Origin of the sequence: Bifidobacterium myosotis (genome assembly GCF_002259745.1) — a bacterium.
In the GTDB taxonomy this organism is placed as follows: Bacteria; Actinomycetota; Actinomycetes; order Actinomycetales; family Bifidobacteriaceae; genus Bifidobacterium; species Bifidobacterium myosotis.
In genome coordinates this window covers 156,789-179,373 of sequence record NZ_MWWW01000013.1, presented here as the reverse complement: position 1 = coordinate 179,373, position 22,585 = coordinate 156,789, and the positions used below count along the sequence as shown (strand labels likewise).

At 63.7% G+C, this 22,585-nt stretch carries 20 protein-coding genes; 18 read left to right on the top strand and 2 right to left on the bottom strand.

The genetic code is table 11. The features are described 5' to 3' along the window. Positions 1–129: 129 nt before the first annotated feature. Positions 130–750, bottom strand: coding sequence for a DUF3043 domain-containing protein (locus BMYO_RS06675; RefSeq protein WP_094667712.1), 621 nt, complete (start codon positions 748–750; stop codon positions 130–132). Positions 751–865: 115 nt separating this feature from the next. Between BMYO_RS06675 and BMYO_RS06670 the strand changes: the two genes are divergently transcribed. The 18 genes from BMYO_RS06670 (at position 866) to BMYO_RS12155 (ending at position 21,637) form a co-directional block, all read left to right on the top strand. Continuing rightward, entirely contained in the window at positions 866–2,257 is a 1,392-nt protein-coding gene (locus BMYO_RS06670) for a dipeptidase (RefSeq protein WP_094667711.1), read from the top strand. Positions 2,258–2,545: 288 nt separating this feature from the next. Further along, positions 2,546–3,166, top strand: coding sequence for an ECF transporter S component (locus BMYO_RS06665; RefSeq protein WP_094667710.1), 621 nt, complete (start codon positions 2,546–2,548; stop codon positions 3,164–3,166). 15 nt (positions 3,167–3,181) lie between these two features. Next, complete coding sequence (locus BMYO_RS06660) at positions 3,182–4,807, top strand: ABC transporter ATP-binding protein (protein ID WP_169834075.1); 1,626 nt, start codon at positions 3,182–3,184, stop codon at positions 4,805–4,807. Then, positions 4,807–5,652, top strand: coding sequence for an energy-coupling factor transporter transmembrane component T family protein (locus tag BMYO_RS06655; protein ID WP_233428186.1), 846 nt, complete (start codon positions 4,807–4,809; stop codon positions 5,650–5,652). Before BMYO_RS06660 ends, BMYO_RS06655 begins: the two co-directional genes overlap by 1 nt. Before the next feature lie 88 nt (positions 5,653–5,740). Then, positions 5,741–6,610 carry a TrmH family RNA methyltransferase gene (locus BMYO_RS06650; RefSeq protein WP_094667709.1) on the top strand — a complete coding sequence of 290 codons (870 nt, stop codon included), beginning with the start codon at positions 5,741–5,743 and terminating at the stop codon, positions 6,608–6,610. A gap of 53 nt (positions 6,611–6,663) precedes the next feature. Next, entirely contained in the window at positions 6,664–7,731 is a 1,068-nt protein-coding gene (gene pheS, locus BMYO_RS06645; RefSeq protein WP_094667708.1) for a phenylalanine--tRNA ligase subunit alpha, read from the top strand. A 7-nt stretch (positions 7,732–7,738) separates the two neighbouring features. Next, positions 7,739–10,348 (top strand): phenylalanine--tRNA ligase subunit beta, encoded by a 2,610-nt coding sequence (gene pheT, locus BMYO_RS06640; protein WP_094667707.1) that lies wholly within the window; start codon positions 7,739–7,741, stop codon positions 10,346–10,348. 23 nt (positions 10,349–10,371) lie between these two features. Next, positions 10,372–11,175, top strand: a complete 804-nt coding sequence (locus BMYO_RS06635; RefSeq protein ID WP_094667706.1) for a DUF4190 domain-containing protein — start codon at positions 10,372–10,374, stop codon at positions 11,173–11,175. 185 nt (positions 11,176–11,360) lie between these two features. Further along, entirely contained in the window at positions 11,361–12,455 is a 1,095-nt protein-coding gene (gene argC / locus BMYO_RS06630) for an N-acetyl-gamma-glutamyl-phosphate reductase (RefSeq protein ID WP_094667705.1), read from the top strand. Next, a complete protein-coding gene (gene argJ, locus BMYO_RS06625) occupies positions 12,452–13,627 on the top strand; it encodes a bifunctional glutamate N-acetyltransferase/amino-acid acetyltransferase ArgJ (protein ID WP_094667704.1) in 1,176 nt (391 codons plus the stop codon). Before argC ends, argJ begins: the two co-directional genes overlap by 4 nt. Before the next feature lie 142 nt (positions 13,628–13,769). After that, on the top strand, positions 13,770–14,726 hold the full coding sequence (gene argB / locus BMYO_RS06620) for an acetylglutamate kinase (protein WP_094667703.1): 957 nt from the start codon (positions 13,770–13,772) through the stop codon (positions 14,724–14,726). Continuing rightward, on the top strand, positions 14,716–16,020 hold the full coding sequence (locus tag BMYO_RS06615; protein WP_094667702.1) for an acetylornithine transaminase: 1,305 nt from the start codon (positions 14,716–14,718) through the stop codon (positions 16,018–16,020). The genes argB and BMYO_RS06615 overlap by 11 nt, the downstream gene beginning before the upstream one ends. Positions 16,021–16,159: 139 nt before the next feature. After that, a complete protein-coding gene (gene argF / locus BMYO_RS06610; protein WP_094667701.1) occupies positions 16,160–17,125 on the top strand; it encodes an ornithine carbamoyltransferase in 966 nt (321 codons plus the stop codon). Positions 17,126–17,133: 8 nt separating this feature from the next. Then, positions 17,134–17,658: an arginine repressor gene (locus BMYO_RS06605; protein WP_094667745.1), complete on the top strand. Its 525-nt coding sequence runs from the start codon at positions 17,134–17,136 to the stop codon at positions 17,656–17,658. Between the two features lie 220 nt (positions 17,659–17,878). Then, entirely contained in the window at positions 17,879–19,117 is a 1,239-nt protein-coding gene (locus BMYO_RS06600; protein WP_094667700.1) for an argininosuccinate synthase, read from the top strand. 343 nt (positions 19,118–19,460) lie between these two features. After that, on the top strand, positions 19,461–19,868 hold the full coding sequence (locus BMYO_RS06595) for a GntR family transcriptional regulator (RefSeq protein WP_094667699.1): 408 nt from the start codon (positions 19,461–19,463) through the stop codon (positions 19,866–19,868). Between the two features lie 13 nt (positions 19,869–19,881). After that, complete coding sequence (locus tag BMYO_RS06590) at positions 19,882–21,051, top strand: DUF1648 domain-containing protein (RefSeq protein WP_233428185.1); 1,170 nt, start codon at positions 19,882–19,884, stop codon at positions 21,049–21,051. Positions 21,052–21,154: 103 nt separating this feature from the next. After that, a complete protein-coding gene (locus BMYO_RS12155; protein ID WP_233428184.1) occupies positions 21,155–21,637 on the top strand; it encodes a restriction endonuclease subunit S in 483 nt (160 codons plus the stop codon). Positions 21,638–21,642: 5 nt separating this feature from the next. Here BMYO_RS12155 and BMYO_RS06580 read toward each other — a convergent pair whose 3' ends face one another. Then, entirely contained in the window at positions 21,643–22,572 is a 930-nt protein-coding gene (locus BMYO_RS06580; protein ID WP_094667697.1) for a site-specific integrase, read from the bottom strand. Between the last annotated feature and the right edge of the window lie 13 nt (positions 22,573–22,585).

Genomic DNA, 22,585 nt, shown 5'->3' with positions numbered 1-22,585 from the left:
TCGTACCCTATGACAACTGCTGCCAATTATAGGAAGCCATGGTGCGATATCCGCGGGAAAACGACGAAGCCCCCGTGATGGGGGCTTCGCAACGTCGGTGAGGAGGGGAAACGAGGAGGTAAGGGCGGACTAGTCCTCCGGCCAGTGGCCGCGTTTGTCGTACCGCGGCTTGGGGAGCCTCCAGCGACGCATCTGAATCGAGCGGCTCCATGCGTAGGTCAGGGAACGGGAGCCCTTGGCCACGGACGCTTCGCCGTACTTGGCGATGAGCTTCTTCTTGAGCTTGCGCCACATCAGCGCCACGTCGATGATCACCAGAATGAGGTAGCCGTACATGAGCACCATCATCAGGATTGACGTCCAGGCGTTCTGCGCCACCGAGGTGACCACCATGGACAGGACCAGGATGACGATCATCACCGGGATGAACCATTCGCCGAGGTTGATGCGGGCGTCCACGTAGTCGCGGATGTAGATGCGCCACGGCAGACGTTCGGACTTGGGCATGTGGTTGATGTCGCCCTTCTGCATCGCCTCGTATTCGGCGTTCTCGCGCTCGCGCATACGGGCCTTGGCGGCCTTGGCGCTGGCCTTGCGGTCGGCCGGGACCAGCGGGCGGATGCCGGCGGCCTGCGCCTTCTTCATCTTCGGGGTCGGGCGGCCCTTCGGACCCTGCGGGTCGGCCTTCTTGACGACGGGCTCAGCGGGTTTCTGGGCCTCTTCCTTCTTCTTGAACGGATTCCATGTCATGCTTTGAGGTTACGGTGACGTTCAGACACTGTTCAAGCGGTGTTTGCGGTCCGACCGCTGCTCTGACCGCTGCAATGACGCCGTTATATACATGCTGATATATAAGGAGGGGCACATGGCCGCATCCAACGCCGAGAGGCTGTCCGCCGATGAGATCCGCGCGCGCGTGGAATCCGACTGGAACCGCATCGTGGAGCTGCTGACGCGCAAGATCGCGTTGCGTTCGGTTTCCGCGCAGGGCATCACCGCCGAGCATATGAGGCGGTCCGCCGAATTCGTGGCCGAGGAGCTTCGCCTGGTGGGCGTTGACGCCAAGGTGGCGCAGGCCACGAACGAGGACGGCACCCCGGGGGCGTGGGAGGTCATCGGCTCTCGCGTCGTCTCGCCGGACGCCCCGACCGTGCTGCTCTACGCACATCATGATGTGCAGCCGGTGCCTGACGCGACCGCATGGGACACCGATCCGTTCACGGCCACCGCGGTTGACGGACGTCTCTACGGCCGCGGCTCGGCGGATGACGGCGGCGGCATCGCCATCCATTCCGGCGCGCTGAAGGCGCTCGGCGACGATCTCAAGGTGAACATCAAGGTGTTCATCGAGGGCGAGGAGGAGATGGGCTCGCCCAGCTTCATCCCGTTCATCGAGGCGCACCGGGACGAGTTCGCCGCCGATGTGATCATCGTGGCCGATTCGGGCAATTGGGCGCCGGACATCCCCTCGCTGACCACCTCGCTCAGGGGCAACACCACCGTGGACGTCACCGTGCGCGCCCTGACTCATCCGGTGCACTCCGGCCAGTACGGCGGCCCGATCCTCGACTCCACCACGCTCGCCGCGATGCTCATCTCCTCGCTGTACGACGGCAACGGCGACCTCGCGGTGCCGGGCATCGCCGCCGACGAGCCGGTGGGCGGCCTGCAGCAGGACGTGGACGAGCACGGCGTGCGCGCCGATGCCGGCATCGTGGACGGTTATGTGCTCGCGGGCACCGGTTCGCTGGCCTCCCGTCTGTGGACCAAGCCGTCGCTGACCGTGATCGGCCTTGACGCCCACCCGGTGGAGGGGTCGTTCAATGTGATCAGCCCGGAGACCAGGTTCCGCCTGTCGCTGCGCACCGCGCCGAGCCAGCGTCCGGAGGAGGCGCAGGCCGCGTTGATGCGGTATTTGGAGTCGTCCGCTCCGTTCGGTGCGCAGGTCGAGGTCGAGGCCGGCGACAACGGCATGGGTTGGGCCATGGACCCGAACGCCGAAGCCACCCAGGATGCGCTCGAGGCCATGGCGGAGGCGTTCGGCGTGGCCCCGATCAATCAGGGCCAGGGCGGCTCGATTCCGTTCATCCCCGAATTGCAGCGGCTCTTCCCCGGCGCCCAGGTGCTGGTCACCGGCCCGGAGGACCCGAAGTCCAACGCCCACAGCCCCAACGAGTCCGTCTCGCTGCCCGGTCTGAAGAACGATGTGATCGCCGAGGCCCTGCTGCTCGACAAGCTGGGGAAGCCGGTGAAGTAGTCAGGGGATTTCCGCAGGGATACTCCGGGATTCCCCGGGATGATGCAGGGGCGGGCCGATTGTCGGACGCCCCTATTGCCTTCCGCCCGGTCTTGCCCTATAGTCTGGAGAGTTGACACGGGAGCTGCCGTAGGGCGGCTGAGAGGAGACGTGCAGTCTCGACCGATGGAACGTGACCGGGTAATGCCGTCGTCACGGAATTGTCGCTCTTATCTACCCGTGCCTGAACCAATCCGCGTGCGGCCCACTCGTCATGGCCGTATGCGAAATGAGAAGAAGGGCACTCACATGGCACAAGCTGTGGCCAAGGCCAACTACAAGTGGCGCGTCGTCGATATCGTCGTGGCGTCCATCGTCGCCGTCGCATCCGGCGTCATCTTCGCCGGTTGGGATCTCATTTACAAGATTCCGACCACCGCTTTGGATGCGGTACTCCCCGGATTCAGCGGTTTGGTATGCGCGTTCTGGCTGTTCGCCGGTCCTCTGGCCGGACTCATCGTGCGCAAGCCGGGCGCTGCCATCTACGCCGAACTGGTCGCCGCCTGCATCGAATACATCATCGGCGCCGGCAATGTGTTCGGCATCAGCGGCTCCATCATCATCGGCCTCGTGCAGGGCGTGTTCGCCGAGCTGGCCTTCGTGCTGGTGCTCTACCGCAAGTGGAACCCGCTGATCGCCACGCTCTCCGGTCTGCTGGCAGGTCTGGGCAACTACCTGTACGAGTTCTCCCCGTTCGGCGGCTACGTGGGCATCGGCTACTTCAGCACCTACGGTCTGTGCTACCTCGTCACCACGCTGATCTCCGGTGCCGTGATCGCCGGCGTGCTCATGTGGTACGTGCACCGCGCCATCGCCGCCACCGGCGTGCTTGACCGCTTCGAGTCCGGCAGGACGAAGGCGCTGGTCTGATCGGTGAATGTCCATATGACATTGCAGCAGGTGGCCCCAGTCGGCGTCGAGGCGCGCGACTGGGGCTGGCGTCATTCCACGCGCAAGGACTTCGCCCTGCGCCATGTGGATCTGACGATTCGTCCCGGTGAGCGCGTCCTGCTTCTGGGCGCGTCGGGCGCCGGGAAAAGCACCTTCATGGCGGCCATGGCCGGTGTGCTGGGCAGCGATGACGAAGGTGAGAGCAAGGGAGAGCTTCGCATCGGCGGAACGGACGTCAATACGGCCAGGGGCAAGGCTGGTCTCGTTCTGCAGGACCCGGATTCCCAGATCATCCTCGAGCGTGTGGGCGACGACGTGGCCTTCGCCTGTGAGAATCTGGGCGTGCCTCGAGAGGAGACATGGCGTCGCGTACGATCGGCGCTCGACATCGTCGGCCTCGAATCCCTGGAGATGAACCACTCCACGCGCCATCTGTCCGGTGGTCAGCGTCAGCGGCTGGCGTTGGCCGGCGTGCTGGCCATGAGGCCCGGCCTGCTGCTGCTCGACGAACCCACCGCCAATCTCGACCCCGACGGCGTGCGTGAGGTGCATGACGCGGTCAAGCATGTGATCGAGTCCACCGGCCAGACCATGGTCGTGGTCGAACACCATATCGACGTCTGGCTTGATCTGGTGGATCGCGTGATCGTGCTCGGCGCGGCGGCGGGGGAGCACGAAGGCGGCGTGCTCGCCGATGGGACGCCCGACGAGGTGTTCTCCACGATGGGCGACGTGCTCGCCGAAGGCGGCTCATGGGTGCCGGGGCGTGCGATTCCGCATTTCCCGCCCAAGGAAGCCGCGTCGGAGGCTACTTCGGGTAAGGCGGAGGAATCCTCTCACGATGGCGTTGCCACTGCCGGGGTTGCCGAAGGTGACGGTATTGGCGCCGCCGATATCGTCCTGTCCACTGAAGACCTGTCCTTCGGCCGCAACGGGGTGGCACTGGGCGAGCATGTGAGCCTCAGCTTCCGTCGCGGCCGGGTCTATGCGCTGATGGGGCCGAACGGCGCCGGCAAATCCACGCTGGCGCTCACCTTGGCCGGCCTGCTCAAGCCGGTCGCCGGCCGGGTTCTCATCGCCCCGGAGCTTGCACCCCGCGAGGATCGTCGCGAGCCCTTCGCATGGAAGAGCCGTGAACTGCTCGGTCGCATCGGCATGGTCTTCCAGGAGCCCGAGCACCAGTTCGCCGCCAACACCGTGCGCGACGAGGTGGCCATCGGACCGAAATCCATGGGCAAAAGCGCCGACGAGGCCTATGCGATAGCGGATCGGCTGCTCGAACGGCTGCGACTGTCCCGATTCGCCCAAGGCAACCCGTACACGCTGTCCGGCGGTGAGAAACGCAGGCTTTCGGTCGCGTCCATGCTGGCGGCGGCACCTCGCGTGCTGGTCATGGACGAGCCGACGTTCGGACAGGATTTCCGTACCTGGAGTCAGATGGTGGAGCTCATCGCCGGCATCCGCGATCAAGGCTGCACGGTGATCATGGTGACGCATGACGAGCCGTTGGTGGAATCGCTGGGTGCTATTCCGGTGCGGTTCGCCGTCACGCCCACTGATGCCCGGAATGACTCCGGTGACTCCGGTGCTGGTGTCTCGTCGCAGGAAAGGAATGCATGATGAGTGTGCTGCAGGATTCCTCCATGTCCGTTGTCGTCACGCCGCCCGACCAGCGCCACGAGCCGGTTCAGCCGGCCTCCCAGTCATGGCTGATCGCGCGTCTGAACCCAGTCAGCCGTTTCATCTGCCCATTCGTGATGAGTTTGCCGCTGTTCACCACGCTCGACGTGGTCTCCGCATCCATCCAGTTCGCGGTGGTGATGCTGGTGTTGTGGGTCACCGGTATCAATCCGTTGGTGGTGTTCCGTCGGACGTGGCCGGTGTGGATCGGCGCGGTCGGTGGTTTCATCACCATCGTGCTGTACGGCCGCACCAGCGGAACCGTGTACTTCTCATGGGCCGCCATCGTCGTGAGCGAAGGCTCCCTGTATCTGGCGACGGCCACGTTCCTGCGCGTGGCGGCGATCGCGGTCCCCAGCGTGATGTTCATGCTGGGTCTCGATCCCACCGATCTGGCGGACGGTCTGGTGCAGATACTGCGCCTGCCGTCGCGTTTTGTGTACGGCGCCCTGGCCGGCATGCGCATGTTCACGCTTCTGCAGGAGGATTGGCGTGCGCTCGGCCTGTCACGCCGTTCTCGCGGTCTGGGCGACGGCAATGCGTTCGTTCGCATGTTCGCCCAGGCGTTCGGCCTGCTGGTCCTGTCCATCCGCAGGGCGACGAAGCTCGCCACCGCGATGGAGGCCCGGGGCTTCGGCGGCTCCACCGAACGTAGTCAGGCGCGTGTCTCGCGGCTGCACACCATCGACTGGGTCTCCTACGTGGTCAGCTTGGTGATTCCTCTGGCGGCCGTTACCATTGCCGTGGTCACCGGCAACTGGCATTCGCCCCTTCGCGGCGCCTGAGCCGCGCGCCATTGTCGCGAAAAGGTCGATTGCCCGACGATTGTGTCCGGGCCCACCGCCGATACGAATGTGCGGTAGGGTAGGGCGTATGCCCATCAATGCCCAGATTCTTGACAATCCGAAATCCGACCGGGTGCGCCGCGTCGCGGACCTCGCGCGCGCCAAAGGACGCGAGCGCTCCGGACGGTTCCTCATCGAAGGGCCGCAGTCGGTGCGCGAGGCCGTTACCTGGCGGCCCGACGTGGTGCAGGACCTGTACGTCGAGGTCGCGCAGGCGCTCGACCATCCGCGCATCGCATCCTCCACGTTGGAGAAGATCGTCGACACATCGCAGGACGCCACCATCTACGTCCACCGCTGCACCGGCGAGGTGATTCGCCGCATCAGCTCCGACGCGCAGGGCATCGTGGCGGTGGGCAACGCCAACGCGATACGTTGGAGCGTGGAGGACGTGGATCTCGGCGGAGCCCCGCAGGTGGCGGCCTTCTGGCAGGTGCGCGACCCGGGCAACGCCGGCACGGTGATTCGCGCCGCGGACGCCGCCGGATGCGACGCCGTGGTGTTCGTGGACGACTGCGTGGACATGCTCAATCCCAAGGTCATCCGTTCCACCGTCGGCTCGCTGTTCCATCTGCCGGTGCTGACGATGGGCACCGAGGAGTTCTTCGCTTGGACGGCCGCCCAGCATATGGACGTATGGGCCGCCGATGTGTACGGCATCCCCGGGCGTGAGCCGGAAAGCCTGCCGTCGGTGCTCGCCGACCCGGGCGCCGCAGGACGACCCAAGACCGTGCTGTTCGGCAATGAGGCGCGTGGGCTTGAGCCCGGGATCCTCGCCCGCTGCGGCCGTATCGTCTCCATCCCGCTGTACGGCAAAGCCGAATCGCTCAACCTCGCCACCTCGGCCGCGGTGATGCTGATGAGCTTGGCTATGTCGCGTCATATTGAAACAATGTGAGTTTGGAAAAAACTCTGTAAAACGCTGAGCAATCATCGGACGAAAGGGTTCTCGTGGCAGAACAACTGGTGTTCGACGCCGACCAGGTGACCGCAGCGGTCGCCGAGGGCATCGAGAAAATCCAAGGTGCCTCCAATCTGGAGGAACTTAAGGCCATCAAGACACAGTACGCAGGCGCCGATTCGGCGATGACCCAGGCCAGCAAGGCCATCGGTTCCCTGCCCGCAGACCAGAAGAAGGAAGCCGGCAAGCTCATGGGCAAGCTTCGCGCCGACTTCGGCCGCGCGTACGGTCCCAAGGAGATCGAGCTCAAGGAAGCCGCCGAGAAGGCCGCGCTGGCCGCCGAAACCGTGGACATGACGCTGCCGGTCAACCGCAAGCCGCTGGGCGCGCGTCACCCGCTGCCCAAGCTGATGGAGGACGTCGAGGACTTCTTCATCTCCATGGGCTGGCAGATCTCCTCCGGCCCCGAAGTGGAGGCGGAGTGGTACAACTTCGATTCCCTGAACTTCGGCCCGGACCACCCGGCGCGTCAGATGCAGGATACCTTCTACGTCAAGGGCAATCAGGCCAAGGACGCGGCCGGCTTCGTCGGCTCCAACATGGTCGTGCGCACGCAGACCTCCTCCGATCAGGTCCGCGCGCTGCTCACCCGCGGCGTGCCGCTGTACATCGCCAGCCCGGGCCGCGTGTTCCGCACCGACGAGCTGGACGCCACCCATACCCCGGTGTTCCACCAGTGCGAGGCCCTCGCCGTGGACAAGCACCTGACCATGGCCGACCTCAAGGGCGTGCTGGACAAGCTCGCCGTGGCCATGTTCGGCCCCGAGGCCAAGACCCGTCTGCGCCCGAGCTACTTCCCGTTCACCGAACCGAGCGCCGAGCTCGACCTGTGGTTCCCGGACAAGAAGGGCGGCCCCGGCTGGCTCGAATGGGGCGGCTGCGGCATGGTGAACCCGAACGTCCTGAAGTCCGCCGGCATCGACCCGGAGGTCTACACCGGCTTCGCATTCGGCGTGGGCATGGAGCGCACGCTCCTGCTGCGCAGCGACATCAACGATATGCATGACCTGGTCGAAGGCGACGTCCGTTTCGCCGAACAGTTTGTGATGGGGGAGTGAGTTACCCATGCCTATGATCGATATCGATTGGCTCAAGGACCATGTCGAGGTTCCCGAAGGCCTGACCTACGAACAGCTTGCCAAGGACCTCGTCAAGGTGGGCCTTGAGGAGGAGGAGATCCACTCCTCCCAGGTGACCGGCCCGATCGTGGTGGGCTACGTCGTGGACGCCACCCCCGAACCGCAGAAGAACGGCAAGGTCATCAACTGGTGCCACGTCGACGTCGGCCCCGAATACAACGAGACCGACGAGAACGGCAACAAGGTGCCGCGCGGCATCATCTGCGGCGCCCCGAACATGGCCGCCGGCGAGAAGGTCGTCGTGACCCTGCCTGGTGCCGTGCTGCCCGGCGACTTCAAGATCGAGCCGCGCAAGACCTACGGCCACATCTCCAACGGCATGTGCGCCTCCGAGCGCGAGCTGGGTCTGGGCGACAACCACGACGGCATCATCCTGCTGCGCAACTACGGCTTCTCCAAGGCCGAGTACGACGCGCTGAAGCCCGGCCAGGACGCCATGCACCTGCTGCATCTCGACCAGCCGCTGCTGGAGATCAACATCACCCCGGACCGCGGCTACACGCTGTCCTACCGTGGCGTGGCACGCGAATACCACCACTCCACCGGCCAGCCGTACACCGATCCGGCGATCGCCCTCAGCGAGAAGGCACCGGACACGGCCGGCTACGAGCCCGGCACCAAGGTGGACATCGACGTTGAGATCGACGACCAGAACCCGATCCACGGCGTGCCCGGCTGCGACCGCTACTACGCCCGCGTGGTGCGCAACTTCGACCCGTCCGCGCACACGCCCAACTGGATGCGCCGCCGCCTGACCCGCGCCGGCATGCGTTCGCTGTCGCTCGCCGTGGACGTGACCAACTACGTGATGCTCGATTTGGGCCAGCCGATGCACGCCTACGACCTCGACAAGCTCGAGGGTCCGATTGTCGTGCGCCGCGCCCGTGAAGGCGAGAAGCTCACCACGCTCGACGGCAAGAACCACGACCTGAGCGTCGAGGACCTGCTCATCACCGATTCCCCGAACGGCGAGAAGGGCTCCCGCATCATCGGCATCGCCGGCGTCATGGGTGGCATGTACGGCGAGGTGACCGCCGAGACCAAGAACATCCTGCTGGAGGCCGCGCACTTCGATCAGGTGACCATCGCTCGTTCGGCCCGCCGTCACAAGATCCCCTCCGAGGCGTCCCGCCGCTTCGAACGCGGCGTCGACACCGCGCTGCAGCCGGCCGCCGCCGAAATGGCCGCCGAGCTGCTGGCCCGCTACGGCAATGGCGAGCCCAGCGACTTCCCGAATGACCTCAACCGCACGCCGCGTCCGAAGACCATCCATTTCAAGGCCTCCGAGGTGGCTCGCGTGGCCGGTCTCGACGTGGACATCAACCGCATCTCCGACATCCTTACCGACATCGGCTGCACTGTGGCCGGCGGCGGTAACGGCGAGTTCTCCGTCACTGCACCGACCTGGCGTCCGGACCTTAACGAGCCGTGCGATCTGGTCGAGGAGATTGCCCGTCTGGTCGGCTACGACCAGATTCCGGTCACCGTGCCTCCGGCCCCGGTCGAGGGCCGTGTGGGCCTGACCCCGGACCAGCTGCGTCGCCGTCGCATCGCCGACGAGCTTGCCGAGTACGGCATGGTCGAGGCGCTGAGCTACCCGTTCGTGGGTGACGAGGACTACAAGGCCTTCGGCTACGACCCCGAGGCCACCAAGCAGGTGAGCGTCGAGATCGCCAACCCGCTCTACGGCGATCGGCCGTTCCTGCGCCGCGAGATCCTGCCCACGCTGGCCACCACCGTGCAGCGCAACATCCGTCGCGGCATTGAGAACGTCTCCCTGTACGAGCTCGGTCATGTGTACCTGTGGGACCCGAACGCCCCGGTCATCCCCGCCCTTCCGGGCGGCGTGCGTCCGAGCGAGGAGCAGCTCGCCGCGCTTGACGCCGGTCTGCCGGATCAGCCCGACCATGTGGCCGGCATCCTGACCGGACTCGCCGAGGACGAAGGCTGGCTGGGCGGCAAGCGCTCGGTCGACTGGTCCGACGCCGTGGAGGCCGTGCGTCGCATCGCCGACCGTATCGGCGCCGTCATCGAACTCGACCAGCCGGCCGCGCAGAACGTGCCCGCACAGTGGCATCCCGGCCGTGCCGCCCGCGTGATGGTGGGCGACCTGTTCGTGGGCTGGGTCGGCGAGCTGCACCCGCGCGTCAACGAGGCATTGGGCTTCCCGGCCCACTCGGCCGCGTTCGAGCTCAACCTCACCGCGCTGTTCGGCACGCTGAGCGGCAAGCCCGTGCAGGCCAAGCCGATTTCCACGTTCCCGCCCGTCAAGCAGGATCTGGCCTTCACCGTGGACTCCACCGTGACCGCCGCCCAGCTTGAGGCCGTGGTACGCGAGGCGGCCGGCGCCAACCTCGAATCCATCGAGCTGTTCGACGTCTTCACCGGCGAGCAGGTGGGCGAGGGCAAGAAGTCCCTGGCCTACGCCGTGGTGTTCCGCTCCCCGGACAAGACCCTGTCCGCCGAGGACAGCGACGCCATCCGTCAGGCCATCGTGGCCAAGGCCGCCGAAATCGGCGCCCAGCTGCGTGCCTGACACAACGACCATCAAGGAGCGCCATGAGCCAACCGGAGCAGCACAACGAACCGGAATACGGTCAGTATCAGCAGCCTGAGTACGGTGCGATGCGGAGCAAGTACGGACCGGACTACAATCCGTACCTCTATGGCGCTCCCGAACCCGACAAGCCCAAGTCGGATTCCGTGAATGGTAATGCGGATGCCGCTGCAGGGGCGACCTCACCGTTCGCTTGGCCGCAGGGCCCACAGGGCAACCAGCAGGCTGGCGGTCAGGGCCAGTTCGGCTGGCCGGGTACCGGATTCGGGTCCGGGCAGCCGGGTGGGCAACAGCCCGGTCAGCAGGGGCAGTCGGGCCAGTCCAGCTGGCAGCCCAATGGATCCCAGCAGGCCGGCCCCGGATACTATCCGGGCGGCTATCCCGGCATGCAGGGGCAGCCGTATCCGCCGCAGGGCCAGCCCGGCGGCGGGCAGGGGCCCCAGGGCAACCGTCCGCCGCGCTTTTACAACGGCGTCAATCTGGACGATCCCTCCCAGAACCCGTTGTACGGGCACTGGGACTCCTATGCGATCATCGCGTTCGTGCTCGCGTTGTTCTTCCCGGTCCCCGTGCTCTCCGCGTTCATGGGTGTCGTGGCCATGTGGCGCACCCGCACCTTCCATATGAAGGGCTTCGGTCTTGCGGTGGCCGCAGTGGTGATCAACGTGCTGTACACCATCGCGGTCATCTGGATGGCCATGAACGGCGTCGACGCCTCGACGCTGTATCAGGAGGCGTTGCAGCAGCTTATGGGCAACGGTTCCGGCGGCTCCGGCTCGACCGGCGACTCATCGCTGTCCGCCTGAGACGCCGTGCGACCGGGGCTTGCCGCCGATTCGGCCCGGTCGGGGCCGGGCTTGTCTGGTCTGTCCGGTCTGCGATGTCGCGCATGGGGTGTTTCACATATCAACACACCGCAGTGCATAAATATGCATGAGTTTGCATAATCGCGTATACTCGTCCGAGACACCTTAATGGAAAAGAGATGAGTATGGCGAAATATACAGTGGCCGTGGCCGGGGCCACAGGCTATGCCGGTGGCGAGGCGCTGCGCATTCTGGCGGCGCATCCCGACTTCGAGGTCACCTGCGTGGCCGGCCATTCCTCGGTGGGGGATTCCATGGCCAAGCACATGCCCCACATTCCCCAATTGGCCGAACTGGTCGTTGAGGACACCACGCCCGAAGTGCTCAACGGCCATGATGTCATCATCCTGGCCCTGCCGCACGGCGCATCCGGCAAGCTGGCCGCCCAACTCGATCCGGACGCGGTCGTCGTCGATCTGGGCGCCGACCACCGCCTCGAGGAGCGTCAGGCGTGGGACGAGTTCTATGGTGGCGACTTCTACGAGCACTGGACATACGGCATGCCCGAGCTCATCACCGGCAAAACCGCGAACGGCGAGTACATCCGCCAGCGCGAATCGCTGCCTGGCGTGAAGCGCATCGCGGGTCCCGGCTGCAATGTCACCGCTACCACGCTGGCCCTCCAGCCCGGCGTCGCCGAGGGGCTTGTGGAGCCCAGAAGCATCGTGGCCGACTTGGTTGTCGGCTATTCCGGCGCTGGCAAGAACCTCAAGCGCACCAACCTGCTCGCCGCCGAGGCATTGGGGTCCGCCTTGCCGTATTCGGTGGGTGGCACGCACCGGCATATTCCCGAAATCCTGCAGAACCTCGCGCACGCCGCCGGCAAGAGCGCCGCCGCGGCCAACGAATTCACGCTCGGTTTCACGCCGATTCTGGCACCCATGTCCCGCGGCATCCTAGCCACCGTCTCCGCAGTGATGACGGACAAGGCCCTCGCCATGAGTGACGAGGAGATCCGTGCCGTGTGGGCCAAGGCGTATGAAGGCCAGGACTTCATGGTGCTGCTGCCCGAAGGCATGCTGCCCGCCACCGGCAACATCGTCGGCTCCAACGCCGCGCATCTGCAGGTGGTCACCGACCGCCGATCCGAGCGTATCTACGCCTTCGCCGCCATCGACAATCTCAACCGTGGCACCGCCGGTCAGGCGGTCCAGTCCCTGAACATCGCACTCGGCCTGCCTGAGGATGCGGGCCTGACCATGATTGGAGTCGCACCGTGAGCGTTACATTCGCACAAGGTTTCTCCGCCGCGGGCGTCGCGGCGGGCATTTCCGCCGTCGAAGGCAAGAAGGATCTGGCCCTGGTGGTCAACAACGGACCGCTGGACGCGGCCGCCGGCGTGTTCACCTCGAACCGTTTCTGCGCCGCCCCCGTGCAGTGGAGCCGCAAGGCTCTGGCGGATGGTCATATCAAGGCCGTCATCCTGAATTCGGGCGGGGCCAACGCCTGCACCGGCGAGGCCGGATACCAGCAGTCCGTCGCCACCGCCGAGACCGTGGCCTCGCTGGTCGGGGCCAAGGACCCGTCCGACGTGGCCGTCTGCTCGACCGGCCTCATCGGCGAGCTGTTGCCGCTTGACAACGTACTGGCAGGCGCGAAGACCGCATACGCCGCCTTGGCGAACACCGCCGAGGCCGGCGCGGACGCCTCGCAGGCCATCATGACCACCGACACCAAGCCGAAGACCGTCACCCTGACCGGCTCCAACGGCTGGAAGATCGGCGGCATGGTCAAGGGCTCGGGCATGATAGCCCCGCAGCTGGCCACCATGCTGTGCGTCATCACCACGGACGCCGTGGTCAGCGGCGGCCAGATGCAGGCCGCGCTGAACCAGGCCGCCGAGCATTCGTTCAACCGCATCGACGTGGACGGCTGCATGTCCACCAACGACACGGTGCTACTGCTCGCCTCCGGCGCCTCCGGCGTCGAACCGGACAAGGACGAGTTCAACCGGCTTGTGCGTGAGGCCTGCTCTTCGCTGGCTCGTCAGATCATCGGCGACGGCGAGGGCGCATCCCACGACATCCGCATCACCGTGACCGGCGCGACCACCGAGGACGCGGCCCTGGCATGCGGGCGTGCGGTGGCGGCCTCGAACCTGCTCAAGTGCGCCATCTCCGGCAACGACCCGAACTGGGGACGTATCGTGAGCTCCTTGGGCACGGTCCCCGAGAGCGTGGCACCCTACGATTCGGACAAGGTGACCGTGGACGTCAACGGCGTGCGCATCTGCGAGAACGGCGGTGCCGGACGCGACCGCAGCGAGGTGGACATGACCCCGCGCGAAGTCCATATCGACATCGACCTGAACGCCGGCGACGCCGAGGCCACTGTTTGGACCGACGACCTGACCCACGAGTACGTACATATCAACGCCGACTACGAAAGCTGATTCCACGGGAGCTGACGGGTTTCGGCGCCGGCGTGTGTTGATAGACACGCTCAAGGCCGTTCGGCTAGCCTGCGGTCTCGCAACGGACACCGGCGCCGAAACCCGTCCCTCCGCGGGGATGAAAGATGAGGAATAACAAGGAATGGCTACTGAATTGAAGGGACCCGGGTTCCACTTCGACGTGCATACCGATCTGCGCGCCGATCAGAAGGCCGAGGTGCTCATCGAGGCGCTGCCGTGGCTTGAGGAGTTCGCCGGCCAGCGCATCGTGGTCAAATACGGCGGCAACGCCATGATCGACGAACATCTGAAGGCTTGCTTCGCCGAGGATATGGTGTTCCTGCGTCAGGTGGGTCTGCACCCGATCGTCGTGCACGGCGGCGGACCGCAGATCTCCCATATGCTCAAAGCGCTCGGCATCAAGTCCGAGTTCAAGGGTGGCCTGCGGGTCACCACGCCCGAGGCCATGGATGTGGTGCGCATGGTACTCACCGGCAAGGTCTCGCGCGAGTTGGTGGGCCTCATCAACGCCCACGGCCCGATGGCGGTCGGCCTGTCCGGCGAGGACGGCGGCCTGTTCTCCGCCATGAAGCGTCGGCCCGTCATCGACGGCGAGCCCACGGACATCGGTCTGGTGGGCGACGTGGTCTCCGTGGACGCCTCCGCCGTGGAAGATCTGGTGGCGGCCGGGCGCATCCCGGTCGTCTCCTCCGTGGCACCGAACGAGGAGGACGCCACGCAGGTGCTCAATGTGAACGCCGACTCGGCGGCCGCGGCCCTCGCCGCCGCAGTGGGCGCCCACAAGCTGGTGATCCTGACCGACGTGGACGGCCTGTACGCCGATTGGCCGGACAAGAACTCGCTGATCGGCCGCATCGGCGTCGAGACGCTGCGCGACATGCTGCCCGATCTGGAATCCGGCATGCGTCCGAAAATGGAGGCATGCGTGCGTGCCATCGACGGCGGCGTGCCCCAGGCCCACATCATCGACGGCCGCAAACCGCATTCGATCCTGAACGAGATATTCACCTCCGCAGGCATCGGCACCATGGTCGTGCCCGAGGAGGGACTGGAGATGAGGAGCTCCTATGGCTGCTGAAACCACAGAACACAAGGAAACCCTGGGCGCCGAGGACAGCAGGTGGCTGGGGGAGTACGCCCAGGTCCACATGAACGTGTTCGGCACGCCCCTTCGCGTGATGGACCACGGCAAGGGTGCGCACGTCTGGGACGTCGACGGCAACGAATACCTCGACTTCCTTGCCGGCATCGCCGTGAACTCGCTCGGCTACGCACACCCGAAGTGGGTCGAGGCCGTCGCCGCGCAGGCCGGACGCATGGCGCACATCAGCAACTACTTCGCCTCCGAGCCGCAGATCGAGCTGGCCGCCAAGCTGGTCAAGCTCGCCGGCGCCCCCGAAGGCTCCAAAGTGTACTTCGGCAATTCCGGTGCCGAAGGCAACGAGGCGGCGCTGAAGCTTGCCAAGCTGTATGGCCGCACCCTCCCGGGCGCGCTGCCGTCGGTCGGCGGCAAGCCGGCCCGTATCCTCGCCATGACCCACGGCTTCCACGGTCGTACGATGGGCGCGCTGTCCGCCACTTGGAAGCCCGGCATCCGCAAGCCCTACGACCCGCTGGTGCCGAACATCGAATTCGTGCGCGCCGGCGACAAGCTGGCCCTGCACGACGCCTTCGCCCAGACGGGTCTCGGCAGGTACGGCAAAGGCCCGGTGGCTGCGGTGATTCTGGAGCTCATCCAGGGTGAGGCCGGTGTGCGGCCGCTCGGCGCCGACTATGTCAAGTTCGTACGTGAACTGTGCGACATCAACCACGCGCTGCTCATCATCGACGAAGTGCAGACCGGCATCGGCCGCACCGGCAAGTGGTTCGCGTTCCAGCGCGAGGACCTGTCCGGCGGCGTCACCCCTGACATGGTTACCTTCGCCAAGGGCGTGGCCGGCGGCTTCCCGATGGGCGGCATGATCGCCTTCGGCGCCAAGCTCTCCGCGCTATTCACCCCCGGCTCGCACGGCTCCACCTTCGCCGGCAATCCACTGGGCGCGGCCGCGGCGCTCGCCACGCTCGGCGTGATCGAGGACGAGCATCTCGTCGAGAACGCCGAGGAGCGCGGTCGCCAGCTGCGCGAGGGCATCATGGCCACCGGCAATCCGCTGTATGTGGACGTGCGCGGTCGCGGTCTGCTGGACGCCGTGGAACTCAAGCACCCGTGCGCCCACGCCGTGATGAACCACTGCCTCGAACATGGGCTCATCGTCAACGCGGTGGCCCCCGACGCGCTGCGCTTCGCCCCGCCGCTCATCGTCACCGCCGATGACGTGGACAAGGCCATCGCCATCCTCAAGACCGTTCCAACCGACCTTCCCAACGACTGACGTATCCGTGGCCGCCTCGTCTCCGAGAGGCCGCGCATACGTCCGGGCATCCCGTTTCGTCTCTGGCTCCTCCTGAGGGAACGGCGTCACTGATGATCGGAAGCGCCCCACAATACGTATCACAACAAAGGAGATCACCATGACCCCAGAACTGCGCCACATGCTGCGCGATGACGACCTCGACCACGAGGAGCAGAAGCAGGTTCTCGAGCTCGCCATCAAATTCCACAAGGACCGCTTCTACCGGCAGCCGTTCGCCGGCCCGCAGGCCGTGGCCGTGCTGTTCGACAAGCCGTCCACCCGCACCCGCTCTAGCTTCTCCATCGGCGTGGCCGAGCTCGGTGGTTATCCGTTGGTCATCGACAAGTCCGGCTCCCAGCTGGGCCGCGGCGAACCGGTGGCGGACACCGCCCGCGTGCTCGACCGCATGGCCTACGGCGTGGTCTGGCGCACCTTCGGCCAGGACCGCGTCGAGGAGATGGCCAAGTACAGCACCCACCCGGTGGTCAACGCCCTGACCGACGACTTCCACCCGTGCCAGATCCTCGCCGACTTCCAGACGATTGCGGAGCACCGCGGCGGTGTGGACAACCTCAAGAACCAGACCATCGCCTACGTGGGTGACGCGGCCAACAACATGTCCAACTCCTACCTGCTCGGCGGTGCCGTGGCCGGCATGAACGTGCGCGTGGCCGGTCCCTACGGCTACCTGCCCCGTCCGGACATCGTGGCCGACGCCGAACGCATCGCCCGCGAGAACGGCGGCTCCATTCTGGTGACCACCGATGCCAAGGAGGCCGTCAAGGACGCCGATTGCGTCTTCACCGACACTTGGGTCTCCATGGGCGAGGAAGCGGAATACGCCATCCGTTCCAAGCCGTTCTGGGATTATCAGGTCAACGCCGAGCTGATGGCGCTGGCCAAGCCGGATGCCCTGTTCCAGCACTGCCTGCCCGCCTACCGCGGCAAGGAGGTTACGCCGGAGGTGATCGACGGACCGCAGTCCGTGGTCTGGGACGAGGCCGAGAACCGACTGCACGCGCAAAAGGCGTTGCTGACCTGGCTGACCGGCAAGGCCCGCGGCGACGAAAGCCTGCTGGCATGACCGCTCGCATGAGCGAGAACCATGAGAACCAGCCGTCGCTGCAGCGTCCGGCCACGAGGGCCGCTCGGCTGAGCGCCATCGAACAGGCGCTGGCCACGCATATCATCACCTCGCAGTCGCAGCTGTCTCGGATTCTGCTCGACGAGGGCATCGTGGTGACCCAGGCTACGCTCAGCCGTGATCTGGATGAGATGCACGCGGTCAAGACGCGTCTGCGCGACGGTACGGTCGCCTACACCGTGGACCGGTCGCAAACCGCCTCGGAGGGCGGTGAGGATGTGGGACAGCGCGGCGAGGCACAAATGTCGCGCGTGCTGTCCGGGCTGGTGACCTCGGTGGCCGCGGCCCGCAATCTCGTGGTGGTGCACACGCCGTCCGGCGCGGCGCAGTATGTGGCGTCGGTCATCGACCGCCAGCCGCTGGACGGCGTGCTGGGCACCATCGCCGGCGACGATACGGTCATGGCGATTTGCGCCGACGATGCCGCCGCCGTCGCCCGTCGTGACTGGTTGCTCGCCCTCGCCTCCAAGTAACCGCCGCGGCTACTTCAGACGAGGAAGCCCTGCTGGATAGGCGGATGCGGTCTGCCGGTCCGTGCGAGGGCGAATGCGCCGCATGCGTAAACGCTACAATTGACGAATACCTGTTTTGCTCCTCTCGGCATCTCACATCCCAACACGCTTATGCATAAATATGCATAAGCGTGTATATACTTTCAACCAGTTTGTTTTTTTGACTCCAGAAAGGGAATCCATGGCAGATAACAAGCGCATTGTTCTGGCCTATTCCGGTGGTCTCGACACCTCCGTCGCCATCTCGTATCTCAAGGAACGTACCGGCAAGGATGTCGTTGCCGTGTCCCTCGACGTCGGTCAGGGCGGTGAAAGCCTCGAGACCATCAAGCAGCGCGCGCTTGCCTGCGGTGCCGTGGAGTCCTATGTGGTGGATGCCCGTGACGAGTTCGCCAATGAGTACTGCATGAAGGCCCTGAAGGCCAACGCCATGTATGAGGGCGTCTACCCGCTGGTCTCCGCCATCTCTCGTCCGCTGATCTCCAAGCACCTCGTGCGCGCCGCCCACCAGTTCGGTGCCGACACCATCTCCCACGGCTGCACCGGCAAGGGCAACGATCAGGTCCGCTTCGAGGTGTCCATCGCCTCCATCGACCCGACGTTGAAGGCCATCAGCCCGATTCGCGACCTCTCCCTCACGCGTGACGTGGAGATTGCGTTCGCCAAGGAGCACAAGCTGCCGATCACCCAGACCGAGAAGTCCCCGTACTCCATCGATCAGAACGTGTGGGGCCGTGCCATCGAGACCGGCTTCCTCGAGGATCCGTGGAACGGCCCGACCAAGGACTGCTACTCCTACACCGACGATCCGGCCTTCCCGCCGGTCGAGGACGAGGTGACCATCGAGTTCAAGCAGGGCATCCCGGTCAAGATCGACGGCCGCGACGTCACCCCGCTGCAGGCCATCGAGGAGATGAACCGTCGCGCCGGCGCCCAGGGCATCGGCCGCATCGACCTCATCGAGGATCGTCTGGTGGGCATCAAGTCCCGCGAGCTGTACGAGGCCCCGGGTGCCGTGGCCCTGATCACCGCGCATCAGGAGCTCGAGAACTGCTGCCTCGAGCGTGAGCAGCACCGTATCAAGCGTGACATCGACAAGCGTTGGGGCGAGCTGGTCTACGATGCGCAGTGGTTCTCCCCGGCTACCCAGTCGCTCAACGCTTTCATCGAAGACACCCAGAAGTACGTCTCCGGCGAGATCCGCATGATTCTACACGGTGGTCGAGCGGTCGTCACCGGCCGTCGCTCCGACTCCTCGCTGTACGACTACAAGCTCGCCACCTACGATTCCGGCGACACCTTCGACCAGAAGTCCTCCAACGGCTTCATTGACATCTACGGTCTGCCGTCGCGTGTGGCCGCCGCCCGCGACGTCAAGTTCGGCAACGGCATCGAAGTGCCAACCAACACCGTGGAGTAGGTTCCGACTCAATCCGATTCCAAGTCGATGTGGCAATCTGCATGCCGCAACGCCATATTGAACTCTCCTCAGCAATGAGGGGAGTTTTTGTTATGGGCGTGTGGCCTTTCCGCGTAAGCGAGTTCTGGTGTGTCGCGTGCGAAGTTCGTTGATTGTATCGTTAGCTCCCCTTGTCAGGGGAGCTGTCCCGGCGGGACTGAGGGGTAGTTGGATTCGCCATCGAATTTCTGATGCAGATTCTCGGTAGAAATAGCCTCCGGGGCGCGTGGTATGACGGAAATACGCAAAACTATTATAGAAGATATAGAACAAATAGTATGATTGGTGTGAGAGAGGAGAGGCTGTGATTATCGAGGTCGACCAGCGAAGCGATGTACCGATCTATGAGCAACTGCATCTCCAAATCATCGCTGCGATAGCCAACGATGAACTTGTCCCGGGCGACCAGCTGCCTTCGGTCCGTTCGCTGGCTGTGGATCTGGGTATCAACCTGCACACGGTGAACAAGGCCTATGCGTTGCTGAGGGATGAGGGTTACATCGTGATGCGACGCGGGTCGGGCGCGCTTGTCGCCGATTGGCGTGATGGCTCAGGCGAGGTGAACCTGGTGGCTGAAATGCAAGACAAGCAGATGAACGATGACTTGTATCGTCTGGCTTTGGCCTACAAGGCCCGTGGCGGAGCCGCGGCGGGGTTCCTTGATGCCGCAGAGCGTCAGTGCGGGCGCGCATATCGGAAATGCAACAGTTGAAAGGAGTGTTGTGATGGATAACATCAATACGATGACTGTGGCGACGAACATCATGCTGGGGCTGTTCTTTCTGTTGCTGGTATTGATGACCGCCAGTGTTTCGATGGTGCCATGGATCGCCGACCGGCATGCGGTGTTCGGAGTCAGTGTGCCGTTGTCCGCCCATACGGACAGACGCATTCGTGGATATAAAGCGATGTACGCGTGCAATATAGTGAGTTGTGGCATTATTGCCCTGCTTATCGATGCGATGATTTGGCGTAATTTCGGCATGGCCGGTGCACTCTGGGCGTTGTTCATCAGTTCGCTGGTGATTGCGGCAATGGGGTTTATCGCGCAGCAGAGGTATCGGCGTCTTACGCTTGAGCTCAAGAAGGAGCGCGGCTGGACCGCGACCGGCGAGCGTCACTCCGCATTGATAGGGGAGCGGGATAATCCGGAGCCGTTGGGTCTCGCCTGGGAATCGCTGCATGTTGTAGCGATCGCCGTCACAATAGCGGTCGGCGTGCTTGGCTATGACCGTATGCCGGATCGGGTGGCGATGCATGCGAATGCAGCCGGACAGATCGATGGATGGGCGGACAAGAGTCCCATGTTGATCTGGTATCCGGTGATTGCGCAGGTGATGCTGGCCATGGTCATGATGGCAGGTCATGCGGCGATCATCTATGCCAAGCATCCTATCGACCCGGACCATCCCGCCGCCACAGGGTATGCATATGGCGTGTTCTCCCGCGTGTGGAGCATCTACATGCTGGTCATCGGACTGCTGACTGCCGGTGGCATCGGTATGGGCATACAGCTGTCTAACATAGGGGTGATCACGCTGGGGACGTTTGGCGTATTCGCCATGTTCATCGCCGTGGCGGCACTGTTGGGCGCACTGGTGATAGGCCTGTATTACGGGCAGAACGGATCCCATGAATATGCGGAGCGCCGTTCGGTGACTATGGGTCGTGGCGGCGAGGATGCTGCAACCGATGGCGATAAGTCGATGCCATATGATGACGACCGCTACTGGGTGGCGGGAGTGTTCTACGTCAATCGCGACGACCCCGCTGTCATGGTGCCCAAGCGTTTCGGCGTCGGATGGACGGTCAACTTCGCCCGCCCGTCGGTGATCATCGTGTCTGTGGTCCTCATTGCGGTTTGCATCGGTTCGCTGGTGGTCGCGGTGATATAGGTAAGAGATATCTTGAAGGGGTCATTGTCTGCTCAACGTTGGTAAGGGAACTGTCAGTGTTACTGATACATGGCAATTCGCATCCGCTTGGGAACAGCGTAAGTTGGGTGAGGCTCTTACAGTCAGCCGGATTGCCGGTCATACTGGGGCGGATGCTAACAAGTTGACAGTCAAACTTTGGGGCAAAGGTGTCGTCGAGAAAAGCGATTCATACGGAGGGAGCGAAAACACCCAGTACTACATTCGACATGCTGGACAACTTATGTATGGGAAGTTAGATTTCCTTCATGCTGCTTTCGGCATTGTCCCGATGGAACTTGACGGATATGAATCGACGCTTGATTCTCCGGCCTTTGATATGTCTGATGTCGATGGACAATTCTTGTTGGAGAGAATTACTCAGGAGAGTTTCTATCTGCGCAATGGAATGATTGCAAACGGCAGTCGTAAGGCAAAGCGTATTCATGAAGATACGTTTCTCAGCATGTCATTGATGTTCCCATCGCTTACCGAGCAGCAGGCCATCGGCTCGTTCTTCTCCCGCCTCGACTCCCTCATCACCCTTCATCAGCGTAAGCACTTGTGATTGATTCATACGAGAGAGGAAAGCGCCCTCATCACGATATCGACGTCCTTGTTTTCAAGCTCACGGATCACATGAAGATAGGTGTCTTGGGTGGTGTTCATGCTCGCATGTCCGAGTCGTTTGGACACGCTTGCAATGGAGACCCCGGCGAAGAGCAATAGCGAGGCATGCGTGTGTCTAAGTCCATGTATCGAAATGACCGGCACTCCAACCTTCTTGCAGTGCTTTGCCAAAATGCCATTCGCTGTGGAGTTGTACACTTTGCCGTTCACAAATATCGGTTTATCTGCCGGAAGATTCTTAAGTAGAGCAGATAGTTGCATGATGAGCTGCCAGTCCAGTTGCACCTTGCGCACGGAGGAGGCGTTCTTGGTGGGAACGAATCCGCCACCGTTTTTATAGTCCCAAGTTTTGTTCACCGACAGGTTCTGATGTACGAAGTCAAAATCGTCTGGCGTCAACCCCAGAGCTTCGGAAAACCGCAACCCAGTCTTGGCTATCAAGAGAATCAGCCAATCCCAGCTCGGTTCAGCACCAAGCGAAAGATCAGCGAGCATCGCATGCAGTTCGAACTGGTTGAGATATTTCGTTTTCTTTGCTCTCGGTTGTTTGCCCTTAATGACCACTTTGCGCGTTGGATCTCGTTGGATAAGACCCTCATCGACGGCGTCGAGTATTGCGCCCTTCAACTGATGATGGAAGTCCATCGTCGTCTGGCGCTCATGCTGTTCGGCATATCCGTTGATGATTTGCTGATAATTCACGCGATTGAAATCGGCTAAGGTAAGGTCTGGAGCAAGTTTACTGAGCCAGGCTTGCGTGAGCCGATATTTCTTCATCGTCACATCGCGGATTGCGCCTTCCTTGTACACGCTAACCCATTGCGTATAGTACTCACAGAACAGTGTTTCTCCATTGATACTGGTTCCATTCATATGGTGCTCCTTT